The organism is Fulvivirga kasyanovii, from assembly GCF_009711405.1.
GTDB lineage: Bacteria > Bacteroidota > Bacteroidia > Cytophagales > Cyclobacteriaceae > Fulvivirga > Fulvivirga kasyanovii.
The window spans coordinates 1-13,442 of sequence record NZ_SMLW01000626.1; the positions used below are offsets into that span (position 1 = coordinate 1).

At 43.3% G+C, this 13,442-nt stretch carries 10 protein-coding genes; 8 read left to right on the forward strand and 2 right to left on the reverse strand.

Annotation, left to right across the window (positions count from 1 at the left end; translation table 11 throughout):
- Positions 1–270: 270 nt before the first annotated feature.
- From E1163_RS20815 to thpR, 6 genes are all read left to right on the forward strand, one after another.
- Positions 271–1,203 (forward strand): hydrogen peroxide-inducible genes activator, encoded by a 933-nt coding sequence (locus tag E1163_RS20815; RefSeq protein WP_155174395.1) that lies wholly within the window; start codon positions 271–273, stop codon positions 1,201–1,203.
- The gene (locus E1163_RS20820; protein ID WP_155174396.1) at positions 1,203–2,339 is read left to right on the forward strand and encodes a trans-sulfuration enzyme family protein; all 1,137 of its coding nucleotides are present in this window, start codon (positions 1,203–1,205) and stop codon (positions 2,337–2,339) included. The genes E1163_RS20815 and E1163_RS20820 overlap by 1 nt, the downstream gene beginning before the upstream one ends.
- On the forward strand, positions 2,332–3,201 hold the full coding sequence (locus E1163_RS20825; protein WP_155174397.1) for a fructosamine kinase family protein: 870 nt from the start codon (positions 2,332–2,334) through the stop codon (positions 3,199–3,201). The genes E1163_RS20820 and E1163_RS20825 overlap by 8 nt, the downstream gene beginning before the upstream one ends.
- Before the next feature lie 123 nt (positions 3,202–3,324).
- Complete coding sequence (locus E1163_RS20830) at positions 3,325–4,029, forward strand: energy transducer TonB (RefSeq protein ID WP_155174398.1); 705 nt, start codon at positions 3,325–3,327, stop codon at positions 4,027–4,029.
- Between the two features lie 124 nt (positions 4,030–4,153).
- The gene (locus E1163_RS20835; RefSeq protein ID WP_155174399.1) at positions 4,154–6,334 is read left to right on the forward strand and encodes a S9 family peptidase; all 2,181 of its coding nucleotides are present in this window, start codon (positions 4,154–4,156) and stop codon (positions 6,332–6,334) included.
- A gap of 54 nt (positions 6,335–6,388) precedes the next feature.
- Positions 6,389–6,943: an RNA 2',3'-cyclic phosphodiesterase gene (thpR, locus tag E1163_RS20840; protein WP_155174400.1), complete on the forward strand. Its 555-nt coding sequence runs from the start codon at positions 6,389–6,391 to the stop codon at positions 6,941–6,943.
- Positions 6,944–6,999: 56 nt separating this feature from the next.
- Here the strand turns inward: thpR and E1163_RS20845 are convergent, their stop codons facing one another.
- Positions 7,000–9,048 carry a PKD domain-containing protein gene (locus E1163_RS20845; protein WP_155174401.1) on the reverse strand — a complete coding sequence of 683 codons (2,049 nt, stop codon included), beginning with the start codon at positions 9,046–9,048 and terminating at the stop codon, positions 7,000–7,002.
- Positions 9,049–9,228: 180 nt separating this feature from the next.
- Here E1163_RS20845 and E1163_RS20850 point away from each other — a divergent pair, with 180 nt between their 5' ends.
- A complete protein-coding gene (locus E1163_RS20850; protein ID WP_155174402.1) occupies positions 9,229–9,792 on the forward strand; it encodes an RNA polymerase sigma factor in 564 nt (187 codons plus the stop codon).
- A 1-nt stretch (position 9,793) separates the two neighbouring features.
- Positions 9,794–10,507 (forward strand): tetratricopeptide repeat protein, encoded by a 714-nt coding sequence (locus E1163_RS20855; protein WP_155174403.1) that lies wholly within the window; start codon positions 9,794–9,796, stop codon positions 10,505–10,507.
- On the opposite strand, the gene E1163_RS20860 is transcribed toward E1163_RS20855, so the two are convergent.
- Complete coding sequence (locus E1163_RS20860) at positions 10,502–13,399, reverse strand: CHAT domain-containing protein (RefSeq protein ID WP_155174404.1); 2,898 nt, start codon at positions 13,397–13,399, stop codon at positions 10,502–10,504. The two genes, E1163_RS20855 and E1163_RS20860, sit on opposite strands and share 6 nt — an antisense overlap.
- Positions 13,400–13,442 lie beyond the last annotated feature (43 nt).

Consider the following 13,442-nt stretch of genomic DNA (forward strand, 5'->3'; position numbering starts at 1 on the left):
AGTAATTGGTTTACCTTCTTTTCCATTAAATGCCATAACTATAATTTTTAGTAAAACATAAGTAGTAATAAACTTCTAATATATAGATATTTATGTGATATAAACATGATGGGGTTATAAAATTTATTAATTTTTTTTCATATCACCAACTTTAATTATTGACCCTGCAATAGGTTCAGGGGCATTTTTTTATACTTCAATCCTAAATCAACATAGAGCAGGCTCATCCTTTCTGGTATATTTATGTAATTTTCAGCCAAACTTTTAGCAATGACCCTGATTCAACTCGAATATGTAATAGCGGTAGACAATTACAGACATTTTGGTAAGGCTGCCGAGGCCTGTTTTGTCACTCAACCGACCCTGAGCATGCAAGTGCATAAGCTTGAAGAACAGCTTGGCATACTGCTGTTCGACAGAAGCAAATCACCGGTGAGCCCTACGGATATTGGTAAGCGTATCATAGAGCAGGCCAGGGTAATTTTGGCTGAGTCGAAAAAGGTTCAACAGATAGTGGATGAAGAAAAAGGTGAAATGGCCGGTGAGCTCAGAATTGGGATCATCCCTACTTTATCGCCTTACTTATTACCTCTTTTTATTAACAGCTTTATTGAGAAATACCCGAAGATCAAGATTAAGGTTGAGGAGCTGATCACTGAGCAGGTGGTAAGCAAGCTTAAGCATGAATTGCTGGACATCGGCATTATTGTTACTCCCTACGAAGACGCCAACCTGGTAACCAAGCCAGTGTTTTATGAGGAGTTTTATGCCTATGTCAACTATCGGAGTCCTTTTTATAAGGAGGAAAAACTTTCCATAAACAACATACCGGCCAATGAAATATGGTTGCTCAATGAAGGGCATTGCTTCCGCGACCAGGTGCTGAGCCTTTGCCATACTTACAAAGACCGTGATTCTCAGTTTAAATATGAAAGTGGCTCACTGGAAGCACTAAAGAAAATAGTAGATAAGCATGGGGGCATGACTTTGCTGCCAGAGCTTGCCACGCTGGATTTTGATAAAGCGGCCAAAGCCAAGCTGAGGCCTTTTGAAGATCCCAAACCTGTAAGGGAAGTAAGCCTGGTTATGCATAAGAGCTATCTGAAAAGAAAACTGGTGGAAGCCTTACATAAAGAAATACTGGACTCGATCCCGGATTATATCAATGTTCAAAAACATGGCGCAGTCATTAAATGGAAATAATGAAAAGTAATAACAAAGCAACACAATGTGTACATAGTGGCTCAATAATAGACCCTGTAACACGAGGAGCGGTAACCCCTATCTACACGTCAACAGCCTATGACTACATAGATGTTGACATTCATGCTTATCCACGATATTTTAATACGCCTAACCAGCGGGTAGTATCGGAAAAACTGGCAGCTCTGGAAAACGGAGAGCGGGCCATTACATTCGGCTCAGGCATGGCAGCTATTTCAACAACTTTATTTGCGTTGCTCAGGCAGGGAGACCATGCAGTATTCCAGAATGATCTCTATGGAGGTACCCATCACGCCATTACCAAAGAGATGGAGAAGTACGGCATTGAGTATACCCTTGTTGATGGCATGGAGGTTTCGGATTATGAAAAAGCGATAAAGCCAAATACCAGACTTCTTTACATAGAAACGCCATCAAACCCGTTATTAAAGATCATAGATATCAAAGCCATAGCCGGTTTGGCTAAGGCCAATAATATAGTGTCAGTGATTGACAATACTTTTGCCTCGCCGATCAATCAAAATCCGGTCGATCTGGGTATTGATGTAGTGGTACATAGTGGCACAAAGTACCTGGGCGGGCACAGCGATATCTGCTGTGGTATAGCAGTAACTTCCAATGAACTCGGACAGCATATCTGGGAATCGGCCATACACTTTGGGGGCAGCCTGAATGCCCAAATGTGTTACCTGCTCGAAAGAAGCCTGAAAACACTGGCCTTAAGGGTAAGACAGCAGAACAGCAACGCCCAAACCATCAGTGAGTTCCTGGATTCACATAAAAAGGTAAACAAAGTCTACTATCCCGGGTTAACAAACCATGAAGGTCATGAACTGGCAAAATCGCAGATGAGCGGTTTTGGGGGAATGCTTTCATTTGAGGTAAAAACAGACCCTGACAAGTTTGTGAAGGCACTTCAAATGATCAAGCCAGCTATGAGCCTCGGGGGTATTGAAAGCACGATTACTTCCCCACGTCAGACTTCCCATTCAAAAATATCGGCCGAAGAAAGGGCCAAGGTGGGGATTTCTGATTACTTGCTGCGCTTATCTGTCGGGATTGAAGATGCCAATGACCTGATCAGTGATCTGGACAAGGCACTAAACCATGATTAACAGTATACCACAGGAAATATTAAATTTTTGCGAATCAGCCTTCGGTGAGCTACAGTCTTTCAGGCCTGCATCCGGAGGCTGTATCAATAACGGCGGCAGGATAGAAACGGAAAAGGGAGAATTCTTCATGAAATGGAATGCCTCCACAACTTTTCCTAAAATGTTCACTGCCGAGTCTATGGGGCTTAAACTATTGGCAGAGCCCCAATGCATACAGGTACCGGAGGTACTTGAGGTATACGAGGGCAGCCAGTATTCCTGCATAGTCATGGAGCATATCGCAACCGGCCCCAAGGCAAAAACTTACTGGGTTGATCTGGCGGAGGCTTTAGCTTGTCTGCATAAAACCACACGCAGTAAATATGGCCTGGACCATCACAACTACATTGGTTCACTCCACCAATATAACCATAATGAAGACCGGTGGGTCGATTTCTTCATCAACAACAGGCTGCTGCCCCAGGTAAAACTGGCCCTGGAGCATGGCAGGTTCAACCGCTCCGATATGGAAAAGTACAGCCGGTTTGAAAGGGCGTTGCCGGGCCTTTTGAAGGAAGAAAAACCCGCACTCGCACACGGCGACCTCTGGAGTGGAAACCTCATGACCGGCCCCAACGGTAACCCTGTATTGATCGATCCTGCAGTAGCCTTTGTACACCGGGAAACAGAGCTGGCCTTTACCCGCTTATTTGGTGGCTTTGACAGGGAGTTTTACGAGTCTTATCAAAACATACTCCCTATGGAGCCAGGCTATGAAGAAAGGTTTGATATATATAACGTATACCCTCTTTTGGTACATGTAAATTTATTTGGCGGCGGTTACTATCAGCAGGCCATGAATACCATTACACGTTTCTCCTGAGCAATTATCTCCACATTTTTCCTCTTCCGGATTAGTGAGACCTCACTGCTGATGAATTAACCACACATCCGGATTATGGTATGATCTTTTTACTTAGCTAATGTGAATCAACCATTCTTTGCTATGGAACATGCTAACAATAGATTAATAGTATCCTTCGTACTTCTTTTGCTGATATCTGCGTGCGGCCCTGCTGAAAAAGAAGATACGGATAGGACTGAATTTGATTCCACTGAAGTAAGCTCAAAACGCACTACTGACCATTTCGAGAGTGACGAGAGAGGCATTGAAGATTCAGTCATTTATGAGTTTGCGCGCAAATACCCGGAAATGCAGTATGCTTATTTACCGACTGATGAAGGCAGGATCACTACCGTAAAAGGCAATTATCAGGTTGAGATAGACGGTGTTGACGGCCCTGCTGACCTGGAGAAATTTGCCAGACGGATGGAGGAACTCTATGAAAGCCGGGAGCGAAACCGCGAAGCCTATAATGAAGGAATTGATAAGCCTGCAGCACCTTTGAGGGGGTACGATGCTTACTACGAAATATTGGATCAAAACTTTGAATACCCTGAGGGAGCCGACAAAAACACACCAGAAGCTACAGTGTTTGTAGAGTTTGTGGTTGATGAAAGTGGTAATGTAGCCCAGGTTAAGGCCGTGTCCGGCACCTATTATCATAAAGATAGCGAGGTTGTAAGAGCAGTAGAAAAAGCGGCTGAACAGGCCATAAAAGAAGCAGATATGAAATGGAAACCGGCCGAAAAAGCTGGTAAGCCGGTTAAAATGAAGCTGGAAATCCCAGTCCCTGTTACGCCAGATTAACCGTACAGCAGCTATACCTGAAGCATTTTAACCTATCTCAATGAGATTTTGCCTCTTATTTGAGCGGTACTGGAAAAGAGCATTTCAATCGTTAAATTTACTGCTTAAACAAACTTCAGTATTTATGAAAAACTTTTTATTCCTGCTTTTCACAGTTGGGACCATTAGTCTTTCTTCTGCCCAGGACAAGAAGGACATCACCGTTGCGGACCTGTACCAAAAAGGCACGTTTAGCCAAAAGAGTGTCTACGGCATCAACTGGATGAATGACGGCCGTTATTACAGTGCCCAGGAAGGCAATGATATTGTGAAATTTGATGTAACAACCGGAGAAAAAGTTGAAACCATTCTGGACGGTGATCAACTCAACCCTAAAGTTACTTTTAACAGTTACACCTTTAGCGCTGATGAAAGTAAAGTACTGTTAATGACCGACCGCGAAAGCATTTACAGAAGATCATACAAAGCACAGTTTTATGTGTATGACCTCAGCGGCAAAAAATTAAATAAACTCTCAAAGGGTGGGCCTCAGTCCTATGCTACCTTCTCTCCGGATGGTTCCAAAGTGGCCTTTGTAAGGGAAAATAACCTTTTCTATGTAGACCTCAGCGATATGAAGGAGGTACAGATAACAGAGGATGGCAAGTTTAACCACCTTATCCATGGTAGCACGGATTGGGTGTATGAGGAAGAGCTTTCTTTCACCAGGGCCTTTGAATGGTCAGGTGACGGTAAAAATCTTTTTTATCTGACTTTTGATGAAAGCGGTGTCAGGGAGTACAACATGCAGGTATGGCACAATGGCCAGCTCTACCCTGAAGACTATCGTTTCAAGTACCCCAAAGCCGGAGAAGATAACTCGGTAGTGACCGGAACGGTTTATTCTCTCGCAAATGACAAAAAGCAGTCCGTTAAACTTAGCAGCGAAAAGGAATTCTATATCGCCCGGATCAAGAGAACAGAAAGCCCTTCAACGCTTTCCCTCGTCAGGCTGAACCGCTTGCAAAACAAGCTGGACATCCTGCACCTTAATACGAATACCGGTGAGGTGAAGGAAATTCTGTCTGAGAAATACGATACCTATGTAGATGTTGACTTTGTGGATGAACTTACTTATTTGAAAGATGGTAAACATTTTATCCATGCCAGTGAAAAAAGCGGCTTTAAGCACTTGTACCTTTATACCATTGACGGCCAGTTGAAAAACCAGATCACCAGCGGAAACTGGGAGGTAAGATCTCTTGAAGGTGTAAATGAGAAAGGCAAGAAGGCTACGGTTTACTACACCTCCACAGAAAAGTCCCCCATGGAACGGAATTTCTACTCCATTGACCTGAAAGGCAAAAACAAGGTGCTCTTAAGAGGAGAAGAAGGCACTCATGCCATTGATATGAGTGGTGATCAAAAATATTATATCGATTACTATTCAAGTGCCACACAACCGTTGAAAGTAACGCTTTACCAAACGGATGGCAATAAGAAAATCAAGTTGCTGGAAGACAACAAAAAACTGGAGTCTGTTGCAGGCGAATATGGACTTCAGCCCAAGGAGTTCTTCACATTCAAAACCGTGGATGGATCCATCCTTAACGGATATATGCTTAAGCCCGAAAATTTTGACGCTAACAAGCAGTACCCCGTACTTATTTATCAGTACAGTGGCCCGGGATCTCAAAACGTGCTTAACTCATGGGGTGGCAGCCATTACTACTGGCACCAGTTACTAACGCAAAAAGGTTATATAGTAGCCGTTATCGATACCCGGGGAACGGGCGGCAGGGGCGCTGCGTTCAAAAAAATCACCTATAAGCAGCTCGGTAAGTACGAAGTAGAAGATCATATCGAAGGAGCCAAATACCTGGCAAACCTGCCTTACGTTAACAAAGACAGAATTGGTATCTGGGGCTGGAGCTACGGAGGATATATGTCTTCTCTGGCATTATTTAAAGGCGCCGATGTCTTCAAAGCGGCAGTGGCTGTTGCTCCCGTGACCAACTGGAGGTTCTACGACACCATATATACCGAACGATATATGGACACTCCTCAAAATAACCCTTCAGGTTATGACGATAATTCACCCACAAGCCATGTGGAGAAACTAAAAGGTAATTACCTGCTGATACATGGAACCGGGGATGACAACGTACACTTTCAAAATGCGGTAGCTCTTCAAAATGCTTTAATTGCCTCAGGCAAGCAATTTGACTCGTTCTACTACCCTGACAGGGCCCACGCTGTGTACAAAGACAATGCACGCATGCATTTATTTACTTTGATGACCGATTGGGTGTTAGAAAATTTATAATTAACAGGGGGCCACACCGGTAAACGGGTTGGCCCCTTATTTTTTTCCAGAATAATGAAAGAACCGAAGCAGCTTTATTTCATTGCCATTGTTCCTCCCGAGCCAATCTATAGCCAGATAGCTGAATTCAAGGCTCACATGGCCGAACAATATAATTCCAAAGCTGCCCTTAAATCCCCTCCACACATAACCCTGCATATGCCCTTCCGGTGGGACGAGGAGAAAGAAGAAAAGATATTCCGCACCCTTGAAAACCTGACCGACAACCGACAAGCTTTTGATCTCTCCCTCGAAAACTTTGGAGCCTTCAAACCAAGGGTGATCTACGTGGACCTTCACAGGCAACCCGCCCTGGAAGACTTACACGACGACCTCAAAAAGGTGATGAAAATTTCGCTGAATATTTTTAATGCTGACTATAAAGACAGAGGCTTCAACCCACACATGACCCTCGCCTTCCGTGATCTTAAAAAGCCCGCCTTTTTTGAAGCCTGGAAGGAATTTGAAAGTAAGGAATTCAATGCCTCTTTCACGGCAGACAAAATCATACTGCTAAAGCATAATGGCAAAAACTGGGATGTTTATCGTGAGTTTCCTCTAAAAAAATAAGGCTGCCCCGTGTTTCAGGGACAGCCTCATTCAGGAAGATCAATTTTACTTTAATATTAGTTGGTATTACCGGAAGCGTTATTGCTGAAGGTATTGCCCGAGGCTGTAAGTGTCGAACCACTTTCAGCAAATATACCGTACCCTGCACTGTCAGAGATGGTTGAGTTGGTCACTACCAGTTGGTCATTGTTTTCAACACCAACATTAAATTTGGCATAGAGGCCTCCGCCCAGGTCTGCACTTCCGCCGTGTTTTATTACTGCATGATCAATCAGGTTCCTCACATCATTGGTAAAGAAACCTATGCCTCTCCAGGCACCGGGAGACTTTGTTTTACCGGTGAAGCTTACCTTTTTAGCTGCTGTACCCTCAACACTTAAGTAACCATCTCCACCTACAGTAACGCGAATATCCGTACCTGCTTCAAAGTTGGCTCCTGCGTTGATGACCAACCCGGACTCAATAGCCACATTGCCAGAAAAGAAGTAAGGGGTTTGATTAGACAAAGCTACCCAGGTTACTTCGGTTGCACCCTGTTCTAATGTAGAGCTTATAATTTCGACACTATTGTCTCCATTACCCGTGTTAAAAGTAGAGGCCTCGTCCAATTGATGTACTTGATTAGCATCCAATGCCATGGCTGTACCCACATTGTTCTTGAACTCATTATTGGCAAAGGCTTCCAGTGCTCCACCTTTTTCTACATACAGACCGTAACCATTGCTATCTCGAATGATAGAATTGGTGACTTTAGCTCTGTCCCCATTTTCAATTCCGAGATTAGCCAATACATAAAGGCCACCACCGGGCTCATTGCTTCCCCCATGGGCTATCTCCACATAATCAAACTCATTTTTAGTGTCGTTGGTGAAAATATGGATGCCTCTCCAGGAACCTGCCGTGCCTGCCTTACCTAAAAAGCTAACCCTGTTGGTAGCAGTTCCTTTGGCAATAATGTAACCCGTACCCTGAATGGACATGTCCAGATCTGAACCGAACTCCATAACAACACCTTCATTGATTTTCAGTCCACTCTCCACATGGATGTCTCCTGTTACCCAGTATGGTGTACCATCAGCAAAGGCTGTCCAGATAGATTCTGTACCCAGACTCAAGGTTGATCCAAACAGCTCTACATATTGGTGACCATTATCGGTAAATGAAGAGCTGGCATCCATCTGTGTCATATTATTGGCATCTATGGCCAAAGGCATACCTGTATTATTTTTAAAGGTATTATTAGCAAAACCGGTTAGTGCACCACCTTTTTCTACATATAACCCATAGTCACCACTTTGAGCGATCGTACAGTTGGTGACCTTCATCTTATCACCATTTTCAATACCTACATTGAATTTGGCATACAGCCCACCACCATATTCAGCACTTCCTCCATAATAAACCTGAACATAGTCCATCACATTTCTAACATCGCTGGAGAATACACCCACACCTTTCCAAAATCCATTACTTTCTGTTGTTCCGGTCATTACTATAGGTTCGCTGGCACTTCCTTCTGCCAGTATCGCTCCGGAGGACTCGATATTCAGGGCCACATTGCTTTCGAAGACGATCTTTACGCCCGGCTCAATGATCAGGTCTGCCCTCATATTCACATTGCTGGAAGCGATATAATCAGGTTTGGCCGGATTAGACACACGGTTGACAAGTGTGAGGTCACTATCATGCGTACCTCCTATTTCTTCCGGTGCTATAGCCTCTTCGGCTGTTATGCTCACTTCATCAGAGCTTTGTCCGTTCTCATTGGAAATGGTCAGCTCAATAGTATAACTACCGGCTACATCAGGCGTAAACCCTGGAGCAGCGGTAGTAGGGTTGTTTAACGTCACAGTGCTACCGGCAGGGGAGTTGGTTATCGCCCATTGAAAGGTAAATGCATTACCCTCAGAGTCAGAAGAACCACTGCCATCTAACACCACGGCATCCCCAACAGATACAAGCTGGTCCGGCCCGGCATCTGCCATTAGCGTTCCCGTTGGTGTGGGGTCTCCGCCATCATCATCACCACAACTCACTAAAGTCAGCAGCAAAGCCAGCGAAAGCATGTTAAAAAAGGTTAAAAGATTGATTTTACTTCGTTTCATATTTCCTCGTTTTTAATTTCAAATAATTTGATTCGCGGCCTTTATTCAGCGGCATATAGAATTGTAAACTTTTATGTAAAAAAAATTATGTTTTTGTGCTGCGGTCGGGTATGTTTATCTTCGGGATTTAAATAAGATGTTTACAATTCAATTTTTCGGAACATTAATAAACACAGAAGGTTGGAGCGGACAGATCAGGAGATAGTTGATAGAATCAAAAGGGGTGATGATAAGGCTGTTATGACCTTATATGATAGCTACAGAAAGGAGTTTCTCCATTGGGGCTATAATAACTACAGCCTGACAGAGCAGGAAGGTGCCGATGTTTTTCAGGATGCCGTGATCATTATTTATAAAAATATCCGGCAAGGCAAGCTGGAACAGTTATCAAGCTCGTTAAAAACCTACCTGTTTGGCATTGGAAAAAACCTGGCCTTAAAAAGGGTGAGCCAAAGTTCAAGAATGGTTGTAAGCAATGAAGCCGTTGAGTCTAACCCCGGTTTTGATGATGAAGACCCTTTTGAAGCCACCGAACGGCAAAAGGTGATCGCCGGAATGTTGGATAGTATGGGAGATCCATGCAAGTCCATCTTACGGATGTTTTATTTCGATAAGTTTACTATGGATGCCATTGCGTCCAGGCTAGGCTACAAAAATGAGCATGTAGCAAAATCGCAAAAACTACGGTGTTTTAATCAATTGAAGAAGATGATCAGCGACCGGTTCAATTCTGAAGATATATAGCATGGAGGATAAAGGTTATACCGATATTATCAACAGATATCTTGAGGGCGAGATGTCTTCAGCGGAGAAAGAAAGCTTTCTTGAGCAGGTAAAGAGTAACGCTGCCCTTAAAGATGAATTGGAACTGGCGCAGGATATTCAAAAAGGGATCGAGCTACATGGAAGCAGGCGCCTTAAATACCTGTTACAGGCCGAGGAAAAAAAGTATCAAAATAAGCCTGCTAAAAGTTGGGGATGGAAAGTCGCAGCATCATTTTTTATATTGGTTGGCCTCGGATATGTCATTTTTAACTTTGCCAACAGGGGTAGTAGCGATATCTACAGTCAGTATTATTTACCATACCCTAACATAGTAAGCCCTGTAAACAGGTCTGACGAAGGAGTACGGTCTGATGCCCTGGCTGACTATGAACAAGAGAACTACCAAAAGGCTATTGAAAAGCTTGCTAAGCAACTTCAGTCTGACCCGCAGAATGATGTTCTGAATTTTTATATAGGTCAATCGCTACTGGCAACCGGTGATGCGGATCAGGCTATTCCCTATTTTAAAAACATCGGGCCCGCTTCCCGGTTTTACGACCCGGCAGCATGGTATTATGGATTAAGCTTATTGAAAACCAGGCAAATGGATGAGGCAAAAGCACAGTTCGAACAAATAGCCGGCTCAGGAAGCAGCTATGCTGATGAAGCTGCTGAGATAGCCGGTAAACTATGATCTTCCGTTTCTTCGTCGGGAGTAGAAGTAAGCAGCGCCAATAAGCAATAAAATGCCTCCGGCTCCTGCGTAAATGTAGCTGTCATTTTTAGGTTGCCCTACTTCTGGTTTTCCAATGAATACAAACCCACTCCAAAAATATGGGGCAGCCGTATTGGCATCAGCAGTTGAAAGATAGTCCAACTTAGCCTTACGGAGGGCCTCAGGTTTTGACATGCCTTCTTTCAAATAGCCATAAAAGCTTTGCATGATCGTAGAAGTGGATTGATCAGGTACAGACCAGAGGCTCATCATTACGTTGGGAACCCCGGCATACATAAAGCCCCTGGCAAGGCTCATTACCCCTTCACCTTCATAATACTGCCCTTCTCCCGTATTACAGGCACTGAGACTAACCATTTCCGCTTGCAGTTGTAAGTTATATAACTCATAAAGGTGTAGAAAACCATCATTGAGTGAATCTCCTTCTATACTGAATGCCAATCTGGAAAATTTGGGATCACTGGGATCAACCATGGCATGCGTAGCCAGATGAATTAAACCCATTTGCTTTCCATGGCTCTTAAAATGGGTTTCTGTAGCGACATTGCCTAAAAGTGGCTCCGTATCAAACAGGCCGGCAATATTTTGAGCCTCATGTCTTGCATTAGGCAATGCTGCCAAAGCATTTCCGCCCCTGGTCTCTGTTTCAGATGCTACAAATTCAGGCGCATAAATAAGTGCGGAGGATATAGGTTGTGAAGGTCGTTGATGCAACAAAAAATTTATTGACGGGCTATAGGTCACTGCAAATTCATTGATCAAAAATTTCTGGGGTCTATCTACAGACTTAAGCGCTTCGAAAGAAAGAAAATTTAAGACACCGTCAGGTATAATTACAAGTTGTGCTATTTGCCGCTCCTTCAACACCTCGGGGATTAAGTGACTGTACAGCCAATTTGCTTCATCATCAATATCGGCAGATCTGGATTTGACCTTTTCACCGAAAAGACTCATCTGCTTGCTAAGTTCCCGGGATTGGCCGATCATCTTAAAATCAAACTTATCTCCGGAAAGTGTTATCAGGTAAGTATTTTCCCCTCCCATAAAATAGGACAATACCGCTTGCCCATCTTGTAATATCGAATTGGCCAGATTTTCCAGGCTTATATGCTGATTACCATATTTTGCTGCGTAGTAATCCGGGTACTTCGACTGTAGTGCAGATATTACCTTGTCAAGTTCACGACGCTTACTAAAAAGCGAGCTGTTGTAGTCCTGTAGCTCCAAAGAGTCGCCCTTGCCCCACAAGGAAGCCCGCTTACTTTCATAAAAGGAGATAGTCGCTTTTAAATCAGCCTCCATATCAAATAAGCTATCATTTTTGTGCTGTTTAAGCAGAGAAAGGTTCAGAGCAGTAAACAATTCATTCCCTTTATTATCTTCCATCCAGTTCAGCGCCTGCTCTAAATATGAATTTCGTCCATGCGTATTATATAGAGTGTATGCCACATGAATAGCTTGCTCATATACTTGCTTAAAATTTGAAGAAAACAATAATCTTGATTTTACCTCATTCAGATTAGCTTTAAAGCCGGCAATAAATTGCGAGGTAATAATATAATTTTCATACGCCCTTTGAAGAGAAGCAGTATCCTTATGAGCCCTATATTCAGTCATATATGCCCTGGCTTTCTTATGAAGGATTTTAATGGCCTCTTTGGGACTCAGGCATTGATCTTCCAGGGATGGCTTATTGTGGGGAGACCCACTTTCATAATCAAGATATATGGCCTCCAAAGCCTCCTGATAAAGCTTCTGTGCTTGTGCTGTTTGCATGGATTCCATCTCAATGTCAGCAAGTACAGCGTAGCCGGAAGCCGAAAAAATATTTTTGGTTCCTCTGTATTTATGGTTTATTTCAATACTCTCCTCCAGTATTTCCCTTGCCTTCTTGTAATTTCCTTTATGCTTATATACAATGCCAAGGTTAAGAAGGAACTCACCATAATAGGCGTGGCCTTCCGGAAAGACCCGGTTAATGCCCTCTATGGTCTTATTCGCAAAATATAGTGCGCTATCGTATCGCTCAAGGTCAGTATAAACTTTAGACAAGTCATCAAATAAAATCACCGTGGAGAGATCATCGTAGACCTCTCCTGTAGCATTTCTGTTTCCTTCTTTGGCTATGGTCAGAGCATCCAATAATTCAGCTTTGGCCAGCTCTGGTCTGTCCGAAGAGATATAGGATGCTCCCATATTGGTTTTGACAGCTTGTAAAAAATACGGATTGTTATTGGCCGACTCTATAATTTCATAGGCTCTTTTAAAATATCCGATAGACAGCGCTGTTTCTCCCTTATACTGGTAAGCGTTGCCTCCATTCATTAAAAACCGGAACAGCATCATTGGATCTCCCTGTGCAGAGGCCAGAGCCAACCCTTCCTCGTTGATCTCAATGGCCTTATGGATCTGCTCGGTACTTGCATACAGATGGCTTAATATAATCTTTCGTTTCATCCGCTTAACGGTATCCTGAGGACTCTGCTTTTCAACTAAGCTTTCCGATAATTCACAAAATGGCAGAGCAGATACGTACTCACCAAGATTTGTATAGCAAAGTCCTAGCAGGTAATTAAGATCGGCATACTGAATAGGATATTGCTTCCATTGATCCGTGCTATGTTCATATACTTTGGTCAGATAAGGTAGCAAATCCGTGCTTTTGCCTGAGCTGATACCTTTTAATACATGCTCGTTGAAGACAGCCAGCGCTTTCCTTCGGTTCTCGCTGCTTTCTGCCCTGGCAAATTGCTCACTGTATTTTTGCAGTTGCTTTTCAACTGTCGGTTTCTGGGCAGGAGCATTGAAGCAAACGGATAAAAACAATAGAAAAATGGTAATTCGAAACATGGAGGAATCTGCTTATATGGGGTAAAACAGTTAAACTTTTAGG